The 23,661-nt window shown below is 59.5% G+C and carries 24 protein-coding genes and 1 pseudogene; 12 read left to right on the top strand and 13 right to left on the bottom strand.

Going from position 1 to position 23,661, the window contains the following annotated elements; all coding sequences use genetic code 11:
• From JWR14_RS37045 to JWR14_RS37035, 3 genes and pseudogenes are all read left to right on the top strand, one after another.
• Positions 1–273, top strand: a pseudogene (locus JWR14_RS37045) (LysR family transcriptional regulator); the annotation flags it as partial.
• A 500-nt stretch (positions 274–773) separates the two neighbouring features.
• A complete protein-coding gene (locus JWR14_RS37040) occupies positions 774–1,796 on the top strand; it encodes a BamA/TamA family outer membrane protein (RefSeq protein WP_299719512.1) in 1,023 nt (340 codons plus the stop codon).
• Positions 1,797–1,853: 57 nt separating this feature from the next.
• Positions 1,854–2,675, top strand: a complete 822-nt coding sequence (locus JWR14_RS37035; RefSeq protein ID WP_299719510.1) for a MipA/OmpV family protein — start codon at positions 1,854–1,856, stop codon at positions 2,673–2,675.
• A gap of 11 nt (positions 2,676–2,686) precedes the next feature.
• Here JWR14_RS37035 and JWR14_RS37030 read toward each other — a convergent pair whose 3' ends face one another.
• Positions 2,687–3,253, bottom strand: coding sequence for a histidine phosphatase family protein (locus JWR14_RS37030; protein WP_299719508.1), 567 nt, complete (start codon positions 3,251–3,253; stop codon positions 2,687–2,689).
• Positions 3,254–3,378: 125 nt separating this feature from the next.
• Positions 3,379–4,965 carry a Na+/H+ antiporter gene (locus JWR14_RS37025; RefSeq protein WP_299719506.1) on the bottom strand — a complete coding sequence of 529 codons (1,587 nt, stop codon included), beginning with the start codon at positions 4,963–4,965 and terminating at the stop codon, positions 3,379–3,381.
• 176 nt (positions 4,966–5,141) lie between these two features.
• Here JWR14_RS37025 and JWR14_RS37020 point away from each other — a divergent pair, with 176 nt between their 5' ends.
• From JWR14_RS37020 to JWR14_RS37010, 3 genes are all read left to right on the top strand, one after another.
• Positions 5,142–5,951, top strand: a complete 810-nt coding sequence (locus JWR14_RS37020; RefSeq protein WP_299719503.1) for a PhzF family phenazine biosynthesis protein — start codon at positions 5,142–5,144, stop codon at positions 5,949–5,951.
• A gap of 127 nt (positions 5,952–6,078) precedes the next feature.
• The gene (locus tag JWR14_RS37015) at positions 6,079–6,738 is read left to right on the top strand and encodes an isoprenylcysteine carboxylmethyltransferase family protein (RefSeq protein ID WP_299719500.1); all 660 of its coding nucleotides are present in this window, start codon (positions 6,079–6,081) and stop codon (positions 6,736–6,738) included.
• A gap of 242 nt (positions 6,739–6,980) precedes the next feature.
• A complete protein-coding gene (locus tag JWR14_RS37010) occupies positions 6,981–7,202 on the top strand; it encodes a hypothetical protein (protein ID WP_299719498.1) in 222 nt (73 codons plus the stop codon).
• Positions 7,203–7,226: 24 nt separating this feature from the next.
• Here the strand turns inward: JWR14_RS37010 and JWR14_RS37005 are convergent, their stop codons facing one another.
• Positions 7,227–7,832 carry a TetR/AcrR family transcriptional regulator gene (locus JWR14_RS37005; protein ID WP_299719496.1) on the bottom strand — a complete coding sequence of 202 codons (606 nt, stop codon included), beginning with the start codon at positions 7,830–7,832 and terminating at the stop codon, positions 7,227–7,229.
• Positions 7,833–7,974: 142 nt separating this feature from the next.
• On the opposite strand from JWR14_RS37005, the gene JWR14_RS37000 reads away from it, so the two are divergent.
• The 3 genes from JWR14_RS37000 to JWR14_RS36990 all read left to right on the top strand — a co-directional run bounded on the left by JWR14_RS37000 (position 7,975) and on the right by JWR14_RS36990 (position 11,003).
• A complete protein-coding gene (locus JWR14_RS37000) occupies positions 7,975–8,745 on the top strand; it encodes an SDR family oxidoreductase (RefSeq protein ID WP_299719494.1) in 771 nt (256 codons plus the stop codon).
• 201 nt (positions 8,746–8,946) lie between these two features.
• A complete protein-coding gene (locus JWR14_RS36995) occupies positions 8,947–10,197 on the top strand; it encodes an FAD-binding oxidoreductase (RefSeq protein WP_299719492.1) in 1,251 nt (416 codons plus the stop codon).
• A gap of 197 nt (positions 10,198–10,394) precedes the next feature.
• A complete protein-coding gene (locus tag JWR14_RS36990; RefSeq protein ID WP_299719490.1) occupies positions 10,395–11,003 on the top strand; it encodes a histidine phosphatase family protein in 609 nt (202 codons plus the stop codon).
• A gap of 29 nt (positions 11,004–11,032) precedes the next feature.
• On the opposite strand, the gene JWR14_RS36985 is transcribed toward JWR14_RS36990, so the two are convergent.
• The 5 genes from JWR14_RS36985 to JWR14_RS36965 all read right to left on the bottom strand — a co-directional run bounded on the left by JWR14_RS36985 (position 11,033) and on the right by JWR14_RS36965 (position 16,146).
• Complete coding sequence (locus JWR14_RS36985) at positions 11,033–11,716, bottom strand: SDR family NAD(P)-dependent oxidoreductase (protein WP_299719488.1); 684 nt, start codon at positions 11,714–11,716, stop codon at positions 11,033–11,035.
• Between the two features lie 15 nt (positions 11,717–11,731).
• Entirely contained in the window at positions 11,732–13,072 is a 1,341-nt protein-coding gene (locus JWR14_RS36980) for an FAD-binding oxidoreductase (protein WP_299719486.1), read from the bottom strand.
• Positions 13,073–13,092: 20 nt separating this feature from the next.
• A complete protein-coding gene (locus tag JWR14_RS36975) occupies positions 13,093–13,881 on the bottom strand; it encodes an amino acid ABC transporter permease (RefSeq protein WP_299719484.1) in 789 nt (262 codons plus the stop codon).
• A gap of 29 nt (positions 13,882–13,910) precedes the next feature.
• Complete coding sequence (locus JWR14_RS36970) at positions 13,911–14,729, bottom strand: ABC transporter substrate-binding protein (protein WP_299719482.1); 819 nt, start codon at positions 14,727–14,729, stop codon at positions 13,911–13,913.
• Positions 14,730–14,823: 94 nt separating this feature from the next.
• Complete coding sequence (locus tag JWR14_RS36965; protein WP_299719480.1) at positions 14,824–16,146, bottom strand: FAD-binding oxidoreductase; 1,323 nt, start codon at positions 16,144–16,146, stop codon at positions 14,824–14,826.
• 139 nt (positions 16,147–16,285) lie between these two features.
• On the opposite strand from JWR14_RS36965, the gene JWR14_RS36960 reads away from it, so the two are divergent.
• On the top strand, positions 16,286–17,218 hold the full coding sequence (locus JWR14_RS36960) for a LysR substrate-binding domain-containing protein (RefSeq protein ID WP_299719478.1): 933 nt from the start codon (positions 16,286–16,288) through the stop codon (positions 17,216–17,218).
• A 118-nt stretch (positions 17,219–17,336) separates the two neighbouring features.
• Positions 17,337–17,930 (top strand): beta-eliminating lyase-related protein, encoded by a 594-nt coding sequence (locus JWR14_RS36955; RefSeq protein WP_299719476.1) that lies wholly within the window; start codon positions 17,337–17,339, stop codon positions 17,928–17,930.
• A gap of 48 nt (positions 17,931–17,978) precedes the next feature.
• On the opposite strand, the gene maiA is transcribed toward JWR14_RS36955, so the two are convergent.
• From maiA to JWR14_RS36940, 3 genes are all read right to left on the bottom strand, one after another.
• Complete coding sequence (maiA, locus tag JWR14_RS36950) at positions 17,979–18,641, bottom strand: maleylacetoacetate isomerase (RefSeq protein ID WP_299719474.1); 663 nt, start codon at positions 18,639–18,641, stop codon at positions 17,979–17,981.
• Positions 18,642–18,846: 205 nt separating this feature from the next.
• Positions 18,847–19,122: a hypothetical protein gene (locus tag JWR14_RS36945; RefSeq protein WP_299719472.1), complete on the bottom strand. Its 276-nt coding sequence runs from the start codon at positions 19,120–19,122 to the stop codon at positions 18,847–18,849.
• A 293-nt stretch (positions 19,123–19,415) separates the two neighbouring features.
• Positions 19,416–20,885, bottom strand: a complete 1,470-nt coding sequence (locus tag JWR14_RS36940; protein ID WP_299719470.1) for an MATE family efflux transporter — start codon at positions 20,883–20,885, stop codon at positions 19,416–19,418.
• Positions 20,886–21,243: 358 nt separating this feature from the next.
• Between JWR14_RS36940 and JWR14_RS36935 the strand changes: the two genes are divergently transcribed.
• Positions 21,244–21,639, top strand: a complete 396-nt coding sequence (locus JWR14_RS36935) for a DUF3597 domain-containing protein (RefSeq protein WP_299719468.1) — start codon at positions 21,244–21,246, stop codon at positions 21,637–21,639.
• A 164-nt stretch (positions 21,640–21,803) separates the two neighbouring features.
• Here the strand turns inward: JWR14_RS36935 and JWR14_RS36930 are convergent, their stop codons facing one another.
• Both JWR14_RS36930 and JWR14_RS36925 read right to left on the bottom strand, forming a co-directional pair.
• Complete coding sequence (locus tag JWR14_RS36930) at positions 21,804–22,844, bottom strand: lipocalin-like domain-containing protein (RefSeq protein WP_366144631.1); 1,041 nt, start codon at positions 22,842–22,844, stop codon at positions 21,804–21,806.
• An 80-nt stretch (positions 22,845–22,924) separates the two neighbouring features.
• The coding region (locus tag JWR14_RS36925; RefSeq protein ID WP_299719466.1) for an ABC transporter permease at positions 22,925–23,661 on the bottom strand (737 nt) is incomplete at its 5' end.

Here is a 23,661-nt window from a genome sequence, read left to right as displayed (position 1 = left end):
GCGAACAACCTCGTCGCTCAGATCGGGCTAACGGTCTCAGGAATGGGCGTGAGTTACCTGCCGAAGACATGTCTCAACTATATGGTTACGGCGGGTATCCTGAAGATTATCAAAACAAAACCCGCTCTTCCGCCGGTCCATTACGTGGCGCTCCATAGAGCCGAGCATGCTTATTCACCGAGCAGTCAGGTCGCGCAACTGGCGCAGCAGCGCTGCGATTTCAACGCGAACCCGCTGGACCCGCGGGCGCTTTCGCCGGCAAACCGGGGCTAGGCACGGCTCCTGGATAGCTTCTTTCTCAGCGACATATTGCGCGCCCACTATCCGGGCACACGTCCTTGCCAGGATCTGCTTAAAGCCAGGGGCCGAATCCAGGCTTGCTCAAGCACTGCCATCTCAATCATCCTCATGCAGCGGCTCGAACCATGATTGCGTTCCGTTTGAGTTTCTGATATCGGTCGACCTTGTTTCCACTCTTTCAGAATCCGTATTCGAACCGCAGCACCGGAACGGTTCGAGTTGCTAAATTATTGGCGGGCACCGACACAGCCTCTCAATAGCGTTGATAAACGGGCATTCGCCTGGGCGAGCGATGCGCTAAACCTTGCATGACAGGATTCGTGTTGATGAAATTATGCAAGCGAGACTTAAGCGCTGCACTTGAATTACGACGAAGGGTAGGGCCGTTACTGTTACTAAGCTGCGTTGTGCTCACTGCGCCACTCACCAATGTCGCGCATGCCGAAGGCAGATTTACAGACGCCGAAGACGGCATGTTCGACTTAAGCGATATGCTGCTGTCGCATCGCGGAGTCCTGCCGGTACCCACTATTGTTACGGAACCTGCGGTTGGCTACGGGCTCGGCCTGGGCCTGCTTTACTTCACCATGCCCAAGCATGATCCCGATGCACCGCAGAGCGAGGTCAAGAGCGCAGCACCTCCCAACATCACGGGCGTGGGCGGTTTCGCTACCGGTACGCATAGCTGGGGTGTCGGACTGATGCATTTTCACACCTGGGACGACGACCGGATTCGCTATCTCGGCATTGTTGGAAAAATCAACCTGCATCTGAACTACTACGGTTCGGAAGGCGGATCGCACGCGTATCAGCTAAGTGGTGTGGCCGTTGTTCAGCAGGTCTTGTTTCGCTTGGGCAATAGCCCCTGGTACGTCGGCCCTCGCTATACGTTCCTGGATTCCAACACAAGGTTCGACGCCACTCTGCCGAATGGACTGGTCAGCTTCAAGAACGAGCAGCGTGTTGCAAAGGGTGGTGTCGTCATTGACTACGACACCCGTGACAATTTCTTTTTCCCGGGCAAAGGAACTTATGCGGAGCTCGAAGCGGAAATCGCCAGAGGCGGGCTAGGCAGCTCTTCAAATTTCCAGATGGAAACCGCGAAGGGCTACCACTGGATACCGCTCGCTTCATCGTGGGTGCTCGGGATGCGCGCCGACACCGGATTCTCGCAGGGCAATATCCCGTTCTTTGCGCAGCCCTACGTCTCGCTACGAGGCGTGTCCGACGCGAAGTATCAAGACCGGAATCAACTGACAGGCGAAGTCGAGCTTAGATGGAACCTGGCGCCGCGCTGGTATGTGCTCGGTTTTGGAGGTGCCGGCAAAGCGTACGGCAACCTTCACTCATTTTCGGATGCGCCGACAGCCTATGGTTTCGGCACTGGTTTTCGCTACCTGATCGCCCGCAAACTCGGTTTAACGATGGGTATCGATATTGCACGTGGCCCCGGCCAAAACGCGTTCTACGTTCAAGTTGGCAGCGCCTGGCGCTAAGACTTGAGCCTGGATTTGAACCTGCATTCACGGCACTCCCATTCCAATGGCTGGCTAATGAAAAACCACTCGACCCAAGCATGCCTGCACGCCGTTTTGCTGGCAACGTGCTGTCTGATCACTCAGGGAAGCCGGGCAGCGGCCTTCGACGTTCCGGGCGAGCTGCCAAGCATGGTCGGTGGTGGCCTTGGGTCTACGACGGACTATGCCGGTGCTAAGGACCGCTTTGTCGGCGCTGTGCCTGGAGTACGTTACGTCACTGATGGCGGGCGGCTGTTCGAGCTATACGGACCTTATGCCCAGTTCGATCTTGGGGGAGTGACAGGACTGCAATACGGTCCGGCTGTAGAACTTCGCCTGGGTCGAAACCATGTTGACGATCCGGTCGTTTCCCAGGTCCACGACGTGCATACGACCGCAGAAGCGGGCGGGTTCCTAGGCTACGAGTACGATCACGAGGGCGCTTTTCCGTATCGCCTGCGGGGCTCCGTGACGGTCATGACCAACGCGGGAATCGTGTATACGGGAGCACGGGTGTCGATGAACGGCAGCCTCTGGTTGCCCGTGCAGCGGCGCATTTTTGTAGGCGCCGGCGTGGGCGCGAGCTGGGTGAGCCAGGGATTTAACCAGGTGTACTACGGCGTCACGGAGGAGGATTCCGCGCGCAGCGGCCTGCCTGCGTTCAGCCCTTCCGGCGGACTTGAACAGATGACCGGGTGGCTTGCCGCGATCTACCAGATCGACAAGCACTGGTTCGGTGGAGCAATGATTTACTACCAGCGGATATCAGGATCGGCGGCCGACAGCCCGATCGTCACGCAGCGCGGAAACCGGAATCAAATCACTTATGGCGTTGGCATTGCCTACGCATTCAAGTGACTTGCCGGATGCTAAAACCATCCTTCAACAATTTCGCAATTGGACGGCATGTCCACGCATCGGGCGGCGTCATCCGGACGGATTTCATTCAGGATGACGCGCACAGCCTGAAGCGTCCAGCCGTGTGCGACAACCAGCACGGTTTGCGGGCTGCTCAGTTTCAGATCGGCAATAAGTGCCTGGACACGCGCGAGCATTCCCGTGAAGGGTTCTCCGTCGGGCGTAGCGGTGGTAGCCGGTGCGTGGGCAATGGATCGCTGGAAATCGTCGCCATGCTTTCCTTCAAATTCGGCACCCACCCGGTTTTCGTTGGCTAGCCGATTAACGACTTGCGGGACGTTCAATACCTTGTTGGCCAACCATGCCGTTTGCCGCGCACGTAGAAATTCCGAGGTCACAATCAGCTCGATTTTTTCGTCCTTCAGGCGTTCGCCCAAGGCCTTGGCCTGCGCTTCGCCCTTCTCGGTCAGGTAAAAGCCGGTGCGCGGATTACTGTTGCAAACGCCGCGGACGTTGCACGGATATTCGCCATGGCGCGCGAAGAGGATGCGTTTGGACGCGGTGCTGGGTTCGGACAACCAGTTTGTTTCGGACATTGTGTGAAGAAGGGAAGAGGGACGAGGAGCTTGTCCCGATTGTACCAACCCAGGCTCTCTCGACAGTTCGCTCATGGTTGTATCCCACCCTCTCAGCCGCGTGCGTGTCAGCCGCGCGCGTGCCGGGCGGACACCTCTTGCAAGTCCAGGTCATGTTCGAGGATATGCAGCATCTCGTCGTGAATGGCGCCGGAGCGATGCATACGGAGTAACTCCTTGCGCCCTGCAGCGATAGCGGCCAGGACAACATCGTAATGCGTGACACGCTGCTCATGCGGAAAGTCTGTCCGGTCTCCATACTCTTTGGTGAGCGTTGCACGGTAGGTGTATTGCTCGAGCAGCCGCGGATGGATCACGTTCCCCTCGCTGTCGTGCACAAGGGGTTCAATAGCAGCGAGTTGCGCCGCCTCCAGTCTTGCCCAAGCTTGTGGCTCGCTCAGATGTTGATCGCCGGCATCCGGGCTGCGATCAGGATTGATCCATTCGATGAGAAGGCCAATGGTGGTGCCTTGTAGCAACACGGTCACCAGGATGACGGCAAACGAAGCGACAAGGATCAAGTCCCGCCCGGGCAAGGTTTCTGGAAGCGACAACGCAACCGCGAGGGTGACCACGCCGCGCATGCCTGCCCAACTCGTTATGGTCGCGGTTCGCCAATCCAGTGTCACGTTCCGGTGGCCGGTTAACCGCTGCCACGACGCGTTGAAAAACTCGGTAGCGAAGACCCACACGAAGCGCGACAAAACCACCGCGCCAAGCACAGCCGCCACGGCTGGCGCGAGCGTCATGAGTGCATCATCGGCCCCCCCTGACCGGGCGATGACACCGCGAAGCGAGAGCCCGATCAGGATGAATACGAGCGCTTCGAGAAGGAAGATAATGACTTGCCAGAACGCCGTGCCGCGCATGCGAACAGTGGCGCTCAAGACTTCGTGTTGATACCAGCCCAGGGTCAAGCCGGCCATCACGGTCGCAATGACGCCCGAGACGCCAAGCATTTCGCCGACAATGTAGCTGATCCATCCCGTCAATACGCTGACGGTGATGATGAGATAGTCGTCAGCGAGGCAGCGGACGATCTGCACGATCACGCAGCCAACAACGGCGCCGACTACCACGCCGCCCAGGCCGAGCAGGGCGAAGCTTGCAGCAGCATGTTCAATGCTGAATGTTCCGGTGAGCGCTGCCGCCACGGCGAAACGAACCAGGACGAGGCCGGCGGCATCGTTGAGCAGGCTTTCGCCCTCGAGGATTGCCATCAGCCTGGCGGGCAGCGCGACGCGTTCGAGCACGGCCTTGGCCGCAATGGCATCGGGCGGCGACACAATAGCGCCGAGTGCGAAGCAGACCGCCCAAGGCAGGCCGGGAACAATCAAATGTGCAACCACGCCGACCGCAAGTGTGGTGAACGCAACCGCACCGATAGCTAGCAGCAGGATGGCGCCGAGATTGCGTTTGAGCTGTTCCCAAACAGAGAAGTAGGCGCCGTCCATGAGGAGTGGCGGCAGGAATACGACAATCATCAGGTCCGGGTCCAGGTGAACGGGAGGAAGACCTGGCACGAAAGCCATGGCAATACCGCCAATCAATAGCGCGGCAGCGGGCGGCAACTTAAGACGCTTGGCTAGCAACTGCAAGCCGATCATCACGATTAGCGAGAGCAGGATAAGCTTGAATGCGGAGACGGAGGACATGGATTTGCCTGCGGAGCGTCGGTCAAGCGAAGCTTACCTGACGGCGGCTTTACGTCGAAATTTATGGGGCGTTTGTTATCGCGTGAGGTGTTCGCTTGAGGCTCATGACGGGCGTGCTTGGCTTTAACCAGACCATGACCGTACTATGACGACAATCCATAATTCGAGGTGATTCAATGAACATCGAGCGATATAGATGCTTTGGAGCAACTGCAATGAATGGTAACGATGCTGTGGTTGTCTCGGGTCCTGAACTCTCGGGCTGGTCGCCAGAAGACCGGCAGCAATTCACCATCGAGCAACATGCTCACGCGTGTGTCTTTGTCGACGCAGATGGTCCTGCATACGGTCCGCTCGCGCTGGATTTTTACTACCCGCATGCACGGAGCCCTTTGTGTCTCCACGCGTCGCTGGCTGCTGCCGACCATATCTGGAAGAGTGGGCCGCAGGATGGTGTTTTGTTGCTGACGTCGAGCATGAAACAGCAAGCGCTGGCGTTCGATAGAGCCGGCGACACTATCTTCGTATCGGTCGACATACAGCAGGCAGTTTTCCCCAATGTTTCCATTGCCGACGCAGCAAAGTTATTGCGCTGCGATCCGGGCGTGATCATGTCGTCGCCTGAGGTGGATTCCATAGGCAGCCCTAAGCTTCTCGTGGAAGTGGCTAGCGAAGATGTCCTGTATTCCCTGCGCCCGGATCTGGACGGCATCACGGAGTGGGGCCGAGCGAATGGCGTCAATGGTTGCTTCGTTTACACGCGAATGGACGCAGGTCAGAACGAGTATGCAGGCCGCAATTTCAACCATCTCGATGTGACGCTGGAAGACGCTGCTACCGGCGTCGCGGCTGGCGCACTGAGCGTCAGGTTGAATGCGGATATAACGCTGTATCAAGGGCGGAATCTGGATAACCCTTGCGTGATTCGCGTTTCTTGCGCCGAAGGAAAGATAAGGGTAGGGGGCCGCGTTGCAACGAGCAGATGATCCCGTTTGGACCTGGCGTGACACCGCAAACTTGCGACAGGACAGGTTCTGCTTAACGATATTCAATCCAGTCGGTTCTTGATTAGCGTCCTAAACTAGCACGAGCGTTCAACCCAGCGAGACAGCCATGACGCCCACACCCAAGCTCGCCTTTGCAACCGTGATGGGGATTCTGCTCTATCTCGGACTCGCGGTCCTTGGATGGGGTGGCTTCGCTGCTTTCTTCTCGCACCCGGCGCTGACTGTTGTCGCTATCGCAACGCTGGTGATGTCGGGCGTGACGATCTTCAGCCGCGTCAACTTGAGCTCAGGTGAGCGCGAGGACCGCGATAACCGCTGGGTTATCGCAGCCCTGGTCATAGTTGGACTCCTGCAAGCGTATCTGCCGGCCTATACGGACCGCCACGGATTCTGGATACTTGACGGTGACAACCTCCGCTGGCTAGGCGTGGCCTTGTTCATCGCCGGTGGCGTGCTGCGGATCTGGCCCGTTTTTGTGCTTGGCCACCGGTTCAGCGGGCTCGTTGCCATTCAGCCCGGTCATGCGCTGGTTACGACCGGCATGTACAGCGTCATTCGCCATCCGAGCTATCTGGGCCTGCTCGTCAATTCGCTGGGATGGGCTCTTACGTTTCGTTCCGGGGTCGGCGTATTGCTCACGGTACTTACTATTGTGCCGCTCGTCGCACGCATTCGTTCGGAAGAAACGCTGCTGCGCACGCAGTTCGGGGCCGAATACGATGCTTATCGTTCCCGTACGTCGCGACTGATTCCGGGACTTTACTAAGCAGGACAACTCCTTTGCAGAGTTTGCCTTACCCGCTGAAAGACTTGAGCCAGATTCGGTTGACCTTGCAATTGCAACGGGAAGTTTCTGTCGGCAACGGTTACGCACTGCCCGGGCACTTGCTCATTGCGAGAATGTAACCGCGTAATGCCGTGAAAAATGGCTGTAGCGTGAATGTCGACTTGGATCTCTAGGATGCATCAACGCAAACCGTTGCGATTCATTCATGCAAGGAGATTCCCATGCTCAGCCCTCACGAGTTGTCGACACTGCTCTTGATCCAGCACTCGCCGTCACAGGTGGAACCTCAATGTTCCGATGTGGCGAGTCTCGAGCACGAGCACCTCGTCAGCATCGACGCGAGCACGATCGGCCGGCCTACACCGCGTCTGACTTTGCAAGGCTCCGAGTTATTGCAACAGCTGCATCGATTCTGCACCCGTGAGTTCGCTGAGAACTATTGAACCTGCACTCACATGCGCCGTCGTTCACGCTGGCCCATTGCTGGGCAGTGCCTCCTGCGTCATCACGAGCGCATGCGCGGCGGTGAGAATTGACAGCGCCAGTTCGGGATCGTCCACTGCGCGCGCCAGTGTGATCGCACCCACGATCGTGGCCGCCACGCCTAGTCCCAGCGCTTCATCTCCGTTTCCATTTCCGCCTCGCGCTGCTTGCGTCAACTGATCTGCAAGCCGCCGCAAGTACGTGGTGTAGAGCGCTTTCACGTCCGCGTTTGCATGCACCGCGTCGCCGGCAAGTGCACATAGTGCGCATCCCGTGCCTGGATTCTCCGCGTGAGCGGGGTGCAGGTAGGCGTCGGCGATCGCTTTGAACGGTGTCTTTGCATGTTCCGCCGCATCGGTCGCGCGTGACATCACGCGTGTCTCTCCCCGCGTCATGGCCTGTTCCAGCGCGGCGACGATCAACGCATCGCGTGATGAAAAATGCCCATAGAACGCGCCGTGTGTCAGCCCCGCGCTGCGCATGCAATCGGCGACGCCAAGCGCCTCCAGGCCGTGCTCGCGAATCTGCCGCGCGGCTACGTCCAGCACACGTTGCCTGCTCTCCGCCTTCTGTGCCTGTGAAAATCCCATCGCAATCCTCGCTTGACAATCTGCATGATGAGGATAATACTGAATTTGTGGATTATGTTCAACATTCAGATTGATGGCGCATCATTTAGCGATGCATTCGTTCAGCCGCGACCGGACGGCGACCAACACAGGAGAAGGACCCATGCGATTCACTGACAAAACTGCTCTGATTACGGGCGGGAATAGCGGTATCGGTTTTGCGACAGCGAAGTTGTTGATTAGCGAAGGGGCTCGCGTGGCAATCACGGGGCGCGACCGCGCGAAGCTCGACGAGGCAGTGTCGGAACTGGGTGCAAACGCGCTCGGCATTCAGGCGGATCTGGACGATCCCGCTGCAATCGATTCGGTGATCAAGCAAGTTGGCGACGCTTACGGTTCGCTTGGTATCGTGTTTGCCAACGCGGGAATTTCAGGGCCAACGCCATTGGGCGGCACCACCGCTGCTGCGTTCGAGGCAATTCTTCGTACCAATCTGACGGGGGTATTTCTCACGGTTCAGGCGGCAGTGCCGTTGATGTCGGCGGGAGGATCGATCGTCCTTAATGGTTCGGTCATGCGTGAGCTTGGCAGAGCAGGGACAGCGGCTTATTCGGCGTCCAAGGCAGGTATCACCGGCATGGCGAAGGTGTTCGCCGGCGAGCTTGTGCAACGCGGCATTCGCGTGAACACGGTGATCCCGGGCGGCACACGCACGCCGATCTGGACCCGCGGTGCGCGTACGGGCGCGACGATCGACGGCACGGAAGAAGCGTTGTCGCCGGCTATTCCAATGGGCCGCTTCGCTGCCGCTGAAGAAGTCGCGGCGGCGGTGGCGTTCCTTGCGTCGGACGCTGCATCCGGGATCACGGCGGCCGAGATCGTGGTCGATGGCGGCACGATCGGCGCGCCATGGGGCGCTCCTGCGCTTCGCTAAGGTTAAAACTGAAGCTGAAGCTAAGCCCGCGGTGTAGGCCCCGGCGTAATGTGCCGGAACGAGACCTTATTCCGAAAGCCTGGGAAGCGCGCGCGTATGATCTACGTCTGGAAGTTTCTGGGGCGGTGAACGGTGAGTGGGGAATACCCGTCCACCACTCACCGCCGCGAACACACTGGACGTAGAGGAGAGATTCGACGCATGAAGTTCGACACAGTCGTGCTGGGCGCGGGTATCGTGGGTGTATCGATCGCCATTCATTTGCAAAAGCGCGGCCGCTCGGTCGCGCTAGTGGACCGCAGGCATCCCGGACTCGAAACTTCGTTCGGCAACGCAGGGTTGTTGCAGCGCGAGGGAGTCTATCCCTATGCGCTTCCTCGCGACATTGGCACGCTGATGCACTACGCGCGCAACTCGTCCATCGACGTTCATTACCATCGCGACGCATTGCCCGCACTCGCGCCCTTCCTGTGGGCGTACTGGCGCAATTCCGAACCCGCGCGCCATGCCGCTATCGCGCGTCAGTACGCTACGCTGATCGAACATTGCGTGACCGAGCACGAGATCCTCGCGCAGGAAGCCGGCGTTGAGTCGTTGTTACGGCCAACGGGCTGGATCAAGGTATTCCACAGCGAGAATTCTCGGGATGACGAGTTGCGCGACGCCGAGCGGTGGCATCGCGAGTATGGCGTGCAACACAAGCTCCTCGATCCGGCGACGTTGCAACTTGCCGAGCCGCATCTCGACCGCTCGCTAGTGGGCGGTGTGCATTACACGGATGCCGTGTCGGTCACCGATCCAGGCGCGCTGGTCGCGGGTTATGCCGCGTACTTCGAGCGCTTGGGCGGGCGCTTCCTGACTGGCGATGCAACCTCGCTGGAAGCTGAAGGCGACGGTTGGCGCGTGACGACGCAAGACGGTCCGGTCAGCGCATCGACGGCGGTGATTGCGTTAGGGCCTTGGGCGAAAGATGTGACGTCGGCGTTGGGCTACCGGCTGCCGTTGGCGGTCAAGCGCGGCTATCACATGCATTACGCACCACAACCCGGGACGGTGCTGAACCATCCCGTACTCGATGTGGACAACGGTTTCCTGCTCGCACCAATGGCGCGCGGCATTCGACTGACAACAGGTGTTGAACTGGCGGATCGCGACGCGCCGAAGACGCCTGTGCAACTGATGCGCGCCGAACCTGTAGCCCGTACGCTGTTCCCCCTCGGCGAGCGGATAGATGACGAGCCGTGGATGGGCCGGCGTCCGTGTACGCCCGACATGATGCCGATCATTGGTCCCGCGCCGCGTCACAAGAGCATGTGGTTCGCGTTCGGACACGCGCATCACGGGTTGACGCTCGGTGCAGTTACGGGCCGGCTGATCGCGTCCATGATGACGGGGGAAGAACCGTTCGTCGATGTCACCCCGTTCAGGGCTGACCGCTTCGAATCGATTTGAAGGCGGCCGTGTTTGGCCGAAGCCGCTCGCGATCGATCAGGCTGGCCAAGCGGGATCTGCTCTGAAAATTTGTCGATAGCCCCGTAGAATTGGGGCTTCGCCCCAAGCATGTCCCGCTCGTTTCAGCCTTAAGCAGCTTAGCCACATAAGCCACTTAAGCTGAACGCTGAATTCCGACCCTCATCCTGCCAACGCCCATGAACGCTACCACTATCGAGAACCACGTGAATCAACCTGAAATCTGGCTGATCCGTCACGGCGAAACCGAATGGAGCCTGTCCGGCCAGCACACGGGCCGCACCGATATTCCGCTGACGGAACACGGGCGCGAACAGGCGCGAACGCTCCGGCCGGTGCTCGCCGCGCAGCCCTTTGATCTCGTGTTATGCAGCCCGATGTCTCGCGCTCGCGACACCTGCGCCGAGGCGGGCCTGGGTGCTCAGGCAGAAGAAGAGCCGCGCCTGAGCGAATGGAATTACGGTATCTATGAAGGCCGCAAGACGCACGATATTCGCGCTGAAGATCCTGACTGGGCCGTGTGGACTTCGCCGATACCTGAAGGCGAAAATGTAGAAGATATCCAGGCGCGCGCTGAGTCTCTGATCGAGAGGCTGCTTGCCACGAAAGGGCGCATCGCGCTGTTTTCGCACGCGCATTTCCTGCGTGTACTTGGCGCTTGCTGGATGAACGATTCAGCGGCGCTCGGCGCGCATTTGCTGCTCGATACCGCGTCGGTCAGCGTGCTTGGTTTCGATCGCGAAACAAGGGCGCTCAAGCAATGGAATGTGCGTTATCCGCAATCGTAAAGAAGGGATCGTAAGACAACGTCCAGAGGTTAGAACAAGTCCTCGTGCCGGCAATTCACGAGGATCTCCGCGACGCTCGCCGTATTCGGCATCGCAATAGTGTTCGCGATGAGCAAGGCCAGATCCTCCGGCTGGGTCATCGCCTGAGGTTCGAGGTCGGCTATACCCGCCGCCATGTCGGTATTTACGAACCCGGGACAGATCGCAGTCGCGCGGATGCCGTCATCCCAGCCGGCTCGCCGCACGGCATGATTCAAGGCGATCACCGCATGCTTCGACATCTGGTAACCCGCGTTCAGGTTTTTCACACGCTTGCCCGATAGCGACGCAATGTGCACGACGCGTGCATCGCCGGGTTTGCGCAGATGCGGCAACGCGGCCTGGATCAGGCGGAAGGGCGCCTTCACGTTGATATCGAGCGTTTCCTCGAGTTGCTCGCTCGTGCCGTCCTCAAGCGTGATGTGCGTGCAGATTCCCGCGTTGTTGATCAGCACGTCGACGCGGCCAAAATGCTCGACGGTCGCGTCCACCCATCGTTGCCCGCTTAGCGGATCGCGTGCTTCATACGCGAACGTGAATGCATCGAAGGGAATGGGCAACGACGAAGGGTCACGCATGCCGAGCGACAGCCGATAACCTCGTCGATGCAATTCCGTCGCCACCGCCAGGCCGATGCCGCGATTCGCACCGGAAATCATCGCTACCTTGTTCATGGTCCAGATCCTTGCTTAAAAGCCCGCGTCGATAACAATCTTCGTGCCGTCACTGAAACGGCTTAGCCGGAACATGTGTGGATCGACGAGTGGTGTGTCGTTGGTGACCAGGTCCGCCATCAGTTTTCCCGCGGCCGGACCAATGCCGAATCCATGCCCTGAAAACCCTGTGCCAATGAACAGCCCTGGTACGCTTTCAACGCCCGATATCACGGGAATGGCATCCGGCGTCACGTCCATGAGACCCGCCCAACGCTGCGCAATACGCGCACCGCTCATGTGCGGAAAGACCTTCACGAACTCACGCAGGCCGGCATCGGTATAAGCGGAAATAGGCTCGGGGTCGAGCGTGCGAACGTCCTCGAAGGCCGTCCGCTGATCAAGCGCCCAATGACGCGGACGACGCAGTTCATCGAAGAAACGCGCGCCCAATCCAATCCGCAACGCGCCCATCTGACTCTTGAGCGCTGGAATATATTGGGGCAATAGGCGGAAGCTGTCAGGCGTGATATCCGTGTAAGTGCGAAAGCCGAACGCAATCGTATAACCGCCGTCCGCGCGCTTGCGGAATGCGAACTCCTTATTGCTGGCGCTGACCGCTGGACCGCCTTCAATAGGCGATGTCCGCAACACGGAAGCCTTCACCATCAACTGCGGCACGTTGACATCCAGGTTCCCGCAGAAGAGCCGCGACCACGCGCCGCCCGCAACCACTACGCTCTTGCAGCGGATTGTTCCCAGTTCGGTCACAACCGCGCTGACGCGTCCGGCGCTTGTTTCTATCCCGCGTACCGCGCAGGGTGTCAGGATTTTCACGCCGCGTTTGCGCAACGCATTGGCTATGGCCGGTGCGGCTTTCTGCGGTTCCGCCCGGCCGTCGCCGGGGGTATACAAGCCGCCCTTGAAAGATTTCGTTGCACCGGGCAGCAAGTCGGCCACGGTCTTGGGATCGACTTCTCGGGTATCGAACGCATCATTGCCGGCTAAGGCGCGCGCTTTTTCAAGCCATACGCGATGCCCTTCCATCTTCGCGTCGTCGTTAGCCATGTACAGGATGCCGCATTGCCTGAAGCCGGTATCGATGCCAAGCCTTTGATCAAGCGTGCGCCACAGCTTCAGGCTTTCCATACTCAGTTCGAACTCGCGCATGTCGCGATGCGTGACGCGCACCCAGCCCCAGTTGCGGCTGGATTGTTCGCCCGCTATATAACCCTTCTCGCATACGGCGACGCGCAGGCCTTTATCGCTTAGATACAACGCCGTACTCACGCCAATAATCCCGCCACCGACCACCACGACATCCACTTCGTCCGGCAGGGTGGTGTCGTTGGTGACGGTCTCGACTGGTGGTCCCATAAAGTGGTTTTTCCCCGCCTTTAGTTGTGTTGTTCGGCCATGCCCGCACGTGCCGCTGCCGCTTGACGTTTGAGTTGCCTGCGGGTGGTGGCCGTACTTGTGCCGTATCGCGGATTCGAATGCCGGTTGGTCCAGCGGTCGATATGATTGATCGCGTGCGTGAGCGGCACGGTAATCAGCAAGTAGACGAGCCCGGCGGCAACCAGCGGAGAAAGGTTGGCCGTATTCACCGATGTGTTCTGCCCGATCGTGAACAAGTCCCGTTGCGAAGTCAGGAGCCCGAGAAAATAAACGAGACTTGAGTCCTTCACAATCGAAATGAACTGGTTAGCCAGCGCCGGCAAAATGCGCCGGATGCCTTGCGGCACAACCACGTGACGCATGGCAGTCCAGTAGGTCATACCGAGCGCCTGACATGCGGAGAGTTGCCCTTTGCCCACGCTCTGAATGCCCGAACGAAATATCTCCGCTATATACGCCGATGAAATCAGCCCGAGCGCCACGATGGCAAGCGGATACGGGTTCGGACCGAACACCGCGAGCCCGACCGGCGCCAGTCCTTGCCCGACCAGCAGGATCACGAGCGCCGCCGGCAGACCGCGAAAAACCTCCACGAACACTCGCGCAGGCACTTCGAGCCAGCGCATATGCGACACCGCCATCAGCGCCAGGACCATACCCGCGATGATCCCGAGCAGGGTCGAGAACAGCGACAGCACGAGCGTGTTGACGAGCCCGGTTTCGAGCAGCGAAGGCAGCGATCCCGTGAGCAACTGCCAGTCGAGGAAGTTCTGCAGGAATGCGTTCATGGCGCTCTCCGGATCATGTCGGCGAAAATTCAGCTACCGGTTTTCATTACGTAGGGTGGCAGGCTGGCGGGCTTCGGATAACCTGGATGAAACTGCGTATAGAGCTTCATCCAGGTGCCGTCCGCCACCAGCTCGTTAAGCGTCTTGTTGACCGCCGCCTCGAGCTTCGCGTTGCCTTTGCGTATCGGAAATCCAGCCGGCAGATTGATCGCCGAAATATCCAGCCGGTCGGCAAGATTCAACTGCGGGTACTTGCTTTGCAGACCGTCGACGAGCGATTTATCGATGAAGAAACCATCGATATATTTCGAGCGCAGGGAGAGGAAACCCGCGTTCACGTTAGGGAAGCGCACGATCTGCGCGCCCGGCAAGTAGCTGTCCGAATACGTGTCTTCAATGGTACCTTGCACTACGCCAATGCGCTTGTCCTTGACCGACGCCTTGTCGCTCGTGATCGCGCTATCGGGCAAGGTCGCTACGCTAAGCAGCCCAGTCAGATAACCCTCGGAGAAATCGACCATCTTGAGCCGGTCCGTCGTGATCGAGATCGATCCGGCGGCGAGATCGATCTGCTGGTTCGACACACTCGGCAGCAGACCGCTGAAATCTTGCGCACGGAAGTCGACGCTCAATCCCAGCTTCGCACCAATCGCGCGCAGCAACTCCACGTCGAAGCCGGTCATCTTGCCGTTATCGATGTAGGAGTAAGGCTTGTTGTTAGCATCCACGCCTGCCATCAGCTTGCCCGGCGCTAGCGTGCCGATGTCGTCGGCATAGGCGCTGGTAGCGGCCATCAACGAGAAGGAAGCGACGAGGGAAACAAGACTGAGAAAGTGTCGAAACCGCATGATGTTGCTCCAGGGAAAACCAGCGATGAAATGAAAATACGACGGGTCGATGCAGCGTCACTATCGGGCTTAAAACAGGCTTAAAACACGAACGTCAGGACAACGCGCCGCGCACGCGTCCGTTCCAGCAATCGTCGAGCTGATACAGCACGGCGCCCACCGGCACGCTCAAGTTGCGCGCCATGCCGCCCGGACTCAACGGGAACGAACCTTCGCCGAATGCGCCGGGCGCGGCATCGAGATGTAGTAGTGTTCGTGCAATGCGCTGCCCGAGGTAACTCATCAACGCGACGCCATTGCCGTTGCAGCCGAGTGCGTAAAACACGCCATCGCGCTGGCCAATATGCGCGAGCTTGTCGCCGGTCATCGCAACGTAGCCCTTCCATGCATGCGTGATACGCACGTCGCGCAAGGCGGGCCAGAGCTGCACCATCTTCTTGTGCAGGATTCGCGCGGCCTCGCGTTCACCGACTTCGCGAAATGATGGCCGCGAGCCGAACAACATGCGCGTGCCGTCGGGCGAAGGACGCGTATAGAACAAGTTGCGCTTCGAGTCGCTGATCATGCGGCGACCCGGATTCAAGACATCCATGAGTCCCGGCGGCAGCGGTTCCGTGGCGATCTGATAACTCGCCACCGGCAGCACGCGACGTGAGAAAAATGGCAGCAGGTTCCCTGTATAACCGTTGGTCGCGACCAGCACCTGCTTTGCATCAATCTTGCCGCGCGCTGTATGGACAGCGAAGCGCTCGCCGGTCCGTTCAATCCGTTCCACTGCCGCGTGCGAATGCAGGCTCGCACCGCAACGCCGCGCAAGCTCGCGTAGCGCACGATGATATTTCGCCGTATGCAGGCCGCCGTATTCATCCACGAGAATGCCGCCGTAGTAGTAGTCCGATCCCACCACGGCGCGTTGCTCCGCACGCGTCACCACGTGCACCGTCACCCCGGTTTTCTCGCGCAGCAGCTCACCTTGCTGACGTAAGCGCTCGAAGTGCCCGGGGGTGAACGCACCAAAAAAGCGGCCGGTTATCTGCAGGTCTGCGTCAAGCGATTCGCTGGCTATCAGGTGCTTGAGATAGTCGAAACTCGCCGAGGATTCCGACATCAAGCGGCCAAGCCTCTCCGCCGATACCCCGCGAATGGCGTCGGTCAGCGCCAGCTTTTGTCCGCTCGACACCATGCCGCCGCTGCGCGTGCTGCCGCCCGCGCCGATCTCGGCGGCATCCAGCACAGCGACGGATTGCCCTTGCCGAGCCGCTTCTGCCGCAGCCGATAACCCGCAATAGCCGCTTCCCACGATCACCAGATCCACGCTTGACGGCAGCGCGACGCGCGACGTTTCGGGTGGCGCGGCGTCCCACCAATACGGGGCGATGCGAAAGTCATCGTGGAAAAGCAGTGCGTCGGCTCGCATGGTTTGCTGGGAGTGACTAGTTGCAACCAGTCTAGAAGCGCTTCCGTCATCCGGTCAAATACGGCCAAAAAGGTCTTCTATTCATTTTTGATATGACAAGCTTCCCTGTGGACTGAGCAAATCGGGGAGAGAGGCATACATGAACCAGAGGCAAATTGAAGCGTTCAGGCTGGTGATGCTGCGGGGATCGATGACTGCAGCGGCCGAAGAACTCGGCACGTCGCAGCCTAGCGTCAGCCGCCTGATTGCGGAGCTGGAGGCGTCCACGGGCCTGGCGCTTTTCACACGCAATGGCGGGCGAATCCAGGCCACCGACGCGGGCACGGCCTTCTATCGCGAGGTGGACCGCAGTTTCGTGGGACTCGAGAAGCTCGGTCATTCAGCGCGGGAAATCCGCCAGTTCGGCAGTGGCAGGTTGCGCCTGGTGGCGGCGCCGGTGCTGGCACTATCTTTCGTACCCCTTGTGATCGAGCGCTTCCTCGCGGCGTATCCGCGCATCGCGGTGTCGCTGGAAATGCGCAGCGAGGGCACGATTCAGCGCTGGGCATCGTCGGCATATTGCGATGTCGGTTTTGCCACTACGACGCCCGATGCGTTCGGCGTGACCAGCGCGGAGTTGTATCGGCTGGCGGGCGTCTGCGCGCTGCCCGCTCAACATCCGCTCACCACGCGCAAGCGCATTCATGCGCGTGACTTGAGGGATCAGACGCTCATCCTGCCGTCCTACGCCGACGATACCCGCTCGTCGCTCGATCGCGCGTTGCGGCAAGCCGGCGTGAACCAGGTGCCGGCGATTGAAACGCCTTACGGCGCCACTATTTGCGCGATGGTCGCGCGTGGCCTGGGTGTGGGCGTGGTGAATCCGCTGGCCACGTCCGATACCAATCCCGCGCGCATTGTGTTCCGGCCGTTCTCGCCGGACGTGATGTTTCGCGGCTTCACGGTTTGCCCTCAGTTACAGCATCCGAACCCGCTGGTGAAGGCCTTTCTGGATCTCACCAACGAAACGATGGCCATTGAAGCGGCCCGTTTGCGAGATTTCGCCGAAACAAGTCTGAGCGTTCGTGGTTAGGTGTTTCACCGATTCGTCTTGGCGCCGATTATTCATGTAGTCGGTCGGCGGGAATCTGCACGGCGTTTCCGTGCGTGATGCGCGGGAGAAGTGATACGAGTGCCAGGAACCCGTTCATGTGAAGCTGCATCTGGATGGCGCACGGCTTTGGCATGCCACGGCCACGACAGGTATTGCGGAGAGCGAATACGCCCGGCATTTCGACAGCGTCAGCGTCTGCTTTTCCAAGGGACTGGGTGCGCCTGTTGGATCGGCGCTGGCGGGATCACGCGAATTCATCACGCGGGCGAGACGCTTCAAGCAGCAGATTGGCGGTGGTTTCAGACAGGCCGGGATCATCGCGGCCGGTGCGCTTTATGCGCTGCAAAACAACCGGGCGCGACTGATTGAAGATCATGAAAACGCCCGTCTGCTCGCAGAAGGAATTGCTTCGCTGCCGGGTATCGAGATCGATGTGAGTACGGTTGAAACGAATATCGTCAGGTTCGCGGTGACGTCCTTGCCTGCGGGTGAGTTTGTCGAACGCTTATACGAGAAGGGCCTGTACGTACTGCCTTCCGGTACCGATGGCGTGCGCGCAATTCCGTATCTGAACATCACGAAAGCGCAGGTTCAGGAAGCTATCGGCATCATTGCGTCCGTGGCTGAAGCGTATGCGGACAAGGCCGGTGCAATGACCGGACAAGCGGCAACCCGCGGCGCGGGATATTGAAAGAAAAGGTGCGATGTTCGTTGACAATCGCACCTTGCCACTTGCGCTTTACTTCGGCGCTCCGGCTTGCCGCTTGGGATCGGCCTTCATGAATGCCGGATGCTGGTCACATGCGGCCATGATCCGGTCGATAGTCGGCACATCAGGGATCGCGATCTTGAAGACGCGCGTCACCGCGACAATACTCGCGAGGCAAATATCCGCCATGGTGGGTTCATCGCCATGACAGAACTTGCCCGTTTCCGGTGCGCCCGCCAGGCGCTCTTCGACAGCGGCCAAGCCCGTGCCGAGCCACTTGATTTGCCATGCACGCCACGCGGTATCGTCGAATCCACCCGTTGTCTGAAGATACTTTTTCACGCGCGGCACGACCATCGGATGGGTATCGGCTGCACACATGGATGCAATGGAGCGCACTCGTGCACGACCGTATAGATCAGTCGGCAATAGCGGTGGAGAAGGCTGCAATTCGTCGAGGAATTCGAGGATAGCCAGCGATTGTGTCAGCGGTTCGTGCCCTTCTGAAACCAACGCGGGAATGGACCCTAGCGGACTGATCTTCAGGAATTCGGCGCTGCGTTGCTCGCCTGCGTCAAGGTCGATGTTTTGTTCGTGCGCGCTCAGGCCCTTCAAACTTAGGGCGACACGTACGCGAAACGCGGCGGACGAGCGCCAGAACGCGAAGAGTTCGAATTGCGCTTGCTCTGACATGAGGATCTTCCTTCGTAGTGGACGGTAACGGCGGCGTGGGTTAGGCCGTCATCTATTAACTATGCATCAAAGTGCTCTAGCCTGCGTCCACATCTTTGCATGTCAAGCATGTCACCAAGATCGTAATCTCCACAAGCACCAATGCCCGGCGAACCTGAGTTCGCCGGGCATTGGCTTCCTGCGCCGTCTTAAGCTTCAACGTTGATCAGTTATGCGAGAAGAGCGAACGTGTGTCGTTAGCCTGATCCCGTTCACCGGATTGGGTCGTGGTGCTTCGCACGCCACCGTAAGCCCTTGCGTCAGGGTTGTTCGCCGCATTTTCTGCTGCGATGGTTTGCGCGCTTTGGCCGCGTTGTGACGAGGGTGCGCCGACTTGCGGGTTGTAGGAGGGCGCCGGGCCATAACCGCTGCTGGCAAATGCGGGTGCTGCAAAGGCGGCGGATACGGCGACTAACAACGATGCAATAAGGGTCTTGTTCATGATGTGCTCCGATGCGTATTGGTACTTCATTCATGGGCTACGCAGCGGTCTTGCTGATTGGTGCGCTGCGTCGATGGAATGGAGTATATGCGCGCACTATCGAAATATTGTACCGATAGAGGGGAATTGTTAATCCACTCAAAACGAACAATCAGGCGCACTGAACTTGGCTGAATTCGCTAAGAAAATAGGGCGTGATAACCAATGGAAGAAACTCCAAGCGGCTTAGATGACACAAGCGGCTAAGGGACGAACCAGGGACGAACCAGGGTCTAGTCAAGATCTAACCCGCTCTAGCTGCCTTGCACCGGCAGTTCCTTTAACTCCACGTCCGGCGCCATGGTATTTCCCACGGCCGCGGCAGGGACATTGACTGATGACTGTTCAAGCCGGTTGCTGCCTTTGCTCGCCAGCGCGGCGCAATCGCCCATTGGCAAGCGCTTGACCACGACGTATGCAACCAGCATGGCCATTGTGCCGAAGATTGCGTTACCGGCGGCCTGTCCGATCATCACGCCGACCGGTCCATTGCGCATCCCGACCGCGACGAACGGTATCGTGCCGATGGTCGCGCGCCCCCAATTAAACAGGGTCGACAGCAACGGCCGATCAAGATTGTTGAAGGTCGCATTTGCCACGAACTGGCAGCCGACGAACGCATAGCTCGCCACCAGCCACGAACAGAACGCCGTGATAATGACGGCAGTGTCGCCACGGGCCGAGAACGCGCGGATCAGGCCACCCTGAGCGAGCGCCAGCACGATCCACGCAATTGCAACCGTCAGCAGTACGAACACCAGGCTGTTGCGAACCGTTTCGCGAATCCGGTCCGCGCGACCCGCGCCAAGGTTCTGGGCGATGATCGGGCCGACCGCGCCGGTCAGCGCGTAAATCATCGCGAAGGCCACGGGCGTGATGCGGTCGATGGTGGCTTGCCCCGCCACGGCGGCAGCACCGAAACGCGCCATGGCATGGGTGACGTATGCGCTGGCGACGGGCGTGGCGAGGTTGGTCAGCACGGCGGGCAGGGCGACCTTCATGACCGGCTGACTGTTGGACCACAAGCGTGCAAAGCGGACGGGGGCAATGAGATCGTTGACCCGGGTCGCGCCATAGAGGCCAACAAGCGCAAGCGCGACACGCGCGATATCGTTGGATATGGCCGCACCCGTCAGCCCGAGATGAAAACCGAAGATCAGGATGGGGTCGAGGATCGCAGTCACGACTGCCGCGGTCAGCGTGACGCTCATTGCCCGGTGGGCATCGCCGACAGAACGCATCAGCGCGGCCGTGCACATGCCGATAGCGAGGAACACGTATGTGGGCGCGGTGATCAACAGGAAGCCGCGGGTCAGCACGCGCGTTTCGCCGGCCGCGCCGAGCGCGTTGAGAATCGGGTCGAGAAAGAGCAGCGTGGCGGCGCTCAGTACGATCGTGATGAGGATCATGAGCACGAGACTCGCCGATGCCACTTGCCGCGCTTTGGTCCGCTGGCCCGCACCGAGCAGCCGCGCGACCGTTGCGCTGACGCCTATGGTCATGCCGATGGAAATGGCGGTGTGGAAGAAGTTGATGGTCCCGGCGAACCCGACGGCCGCGGCAACCGACGTATCGCCGAGCAGCGATACATAGAAGAGATTCGCCAGATCGACCGCGAACACGGCCATCAATCCAATCGCCCCGGTTCCTGCCATGACCACGACATGCCGCAAGGTCGAGCCGTGTACGAAGCGAGCGGAGTCAACCTGGCGTTTTGTTGTCATGGCGGAGCATGGGGTAGGGGTGGACAAATGCCGTGGGCGAATGCAGTGAGCGAATGATCGCATGAATGAACTTCGTTTCCCTGGGCGCAAGAATGATCGTCCAACGTTGCGCATTTAATGGAAACGAATGCAGAGTTATACGCGCGTTGTGGGAACAGTATCCTGTTCGCGCTGCCGCTTCTCCATGTCAGGGCATTTTCGAGATAATCGATCGCCTACAATGTCTTTGGACGCCGTGCGCCGGACTTGCGACATAGCATCAAATGTTTCGGGAACGTGTCTTGCACGGCGGCTTCACGAAGCGGCGAACGCGCTGCTTTACAACGTCGTTGACTACGTCGACCAAGGGATAAACATCATGAGCATTTTTGGCACGATCTTGAGCAAGATTTTCCCTTCAAGCCACCCCGCTGTTACAGCGCCTGCGGCGCCCCCTGCGGCAGACCCAACCACGGCGCCTGCTGCAGCCGCAGCACCGGCTGCGGCTGCAGCAGAACCAGTGGATGTCGAAGCAGTCCTGACTGCCATGCAGGCGAATACGTCGGAGCAATTGAACTGGAGGACATCGATTGTTGACCTGATGAAATTGCTTGGCCTCGACAGCAGCCTCTCTGCCCGCAAGGAGCTGGCAGGTGAGTTGCACTATTCGGGCGATACCAACGATTCCGCATCAATGAACATCTGGTTGCACAAAGCTGTGATGGCACAGCTCGCAGCCAATGGCGGGAAGGTGCCGGACAGCTTGAAGGGCTAAGCTTCGCGTCGCCTTCGCGGCGACGGCTGGCACGCCTGTGCGACGGGTTGTTGTATCGCAAGGAAATCAGGCGTGCCAGCATGATCACGCAGACCGTCAGGTCTGCGCAACGTCATGCTCTTGTCACATTTTTTTGGACGCACTACGCCGTGCGATGAGCGTGATTATCGTTCCAGCTTCAGCGCCTTCCCATATCCCGTCAGTTCCAGATAACCGTGACCTAAGGTTTTACCGTCACGACTCACGCGTACCGCTCCCTCCCAATACACCGCGCCGGTCGACTGGCTGGAGTCGAGCTCCTGATCTTCCATCAATGGATCGAGCTGCCACGTAAGCCCGCCAGTCCTGACCGTCTCTGATACCGGATAGGAAGTTCCCGTGCGTGGCGAGCGCCATGTCCTGCGCGGCGTGAAATCGACCTGGTCCCCATCGAATGCGCTCACATGCCCGCTGGCATCGCGAAGCGTTGCGTGTGACCAGACTGTCCCGCCGTTTTGTCCGCGCACCTTGAAAGCCATCAACGCCGATCCGTCCGACAAATTGGCGCCTAGCCAATCCCATCCCGTGGCATCGCTACTAAGCACCGTGCTTGACCATTCGTGATCCAGCCACGCCGAGCCGGTCACTGTCGTGCTCAGGCCGGCCTTGCCGTTCGCGTTGGAAGCGCGTGTGACCTTGCCGCTCACGCGCAGTTGCGGTTCGCTGTAGTAGTAACTCGCTTGCGCCGCCAGCGGACCTTTTCGCGAGTACCCATTTTTGCCCTGCAGCAGCGGTTCCTGAGTCGGCGCGAGCGACAGGTTCAGCGTGAAATCGGCGGCATTCACTGTGACGGTGTAGTGACCATCGGCTGCACGCACGAGTTGCCAGGCGTCTAGCTTGACGTCGGTGTTGTCGGTCTTCGCATAAGCAAGACCAAAGCCCTGACGCGCAATCTTCTGATCGTGAACAAGCCGACCCAGTGAAGGATCGCTAAGCGCCGCATGAGCGATGATCAACTGCGTCGGCGCGAACGCACCCGGGTCCGCGGGATCGTGCCCTGTAGCCGAGCGAAAGAACGTGATCTGGAAACCGAGCGGCTTGCCATCCGGTTGATTGAGCCATCCCGTTGCGTACCACCACTCGGTACGAAAGGCCGGATGCGCGCCCGCGTCTTGCGGGAAAACAAGCGGATGATCTTCTGTGACCGCAGCGAATTCCATCGCCATGGCAGGTGTGCTGATCACGCAGCAAGCGCATGCCATCAAGGCCCATCGCCACGCCTTTAAGTATCGTCGAGGACCACGCATTACCAGTCCTCCTTCACCGCGCGCACGGCATCGAGAGACACCGCCTTGCGTCCCGCGACCACCGCTGTTGCACATGACGAGATCAGCATGACGAGGGCCACCGTGCTCACCACATGCCATGGAATATGCATCGACATGCTCCAGTGGAACGACTGTGGATTAACCACAAAGACCAGGATCAGACTGATTGCCCAGCCCAGGATAAAGCCCATGGCAATGCCGAGCGCAGTCAGCATGCCGGCTTCCGCCCCGAGGATCTCGAGCACCTGATGACGCGTTACGCCGACATGCCGCAACATGCCGAACTCGCGCGCACGGGCAAGCGTCTGCGCCGAGAACGTTGCCGCGACGCCGAACAGTCCGAACACAATGGCCACCGCTTCCAGCAGGTAGGTCACCGCGAAGCTCCGATCGAAAATGGTCAGCGTCCGCGCGCGGATGTCGCCGGGTTCAGCGAACTGCATCGCGGCGCCGAAGGGCAATTTGCGCAGGTTCGCGATGACGCCTTCCACGCTTGCGCCTGGGTCGACGGTGATCGCCGCATCGGTGGCGCCTGTGTCTCCCGTGAGGCGCCGGTAGTCAAGGAGCCGCAACTGGATCGCGCCCGTCTGCCGAGCGTAATCACGCCATACGCCGGCTACGACGAATGTCCCGCCGTGTGCGCCGATCGATAACTTGAGCCTTTGCCCCGGCGTGTATCGATACAAGTCGACCATCGCTTCCGATACCCATATGG

Source organism: Caballeronia sp., assembly GCF_028292365.1.
Lineage (GTDB): Bacteria > Pseudomonadota > Gammaproteobacteria > Burkholderiales > Burkholderiaceae > Caballeronia.
This window is presented reverse-complemented; position numbering and strand designations above follow the sequence as displayed.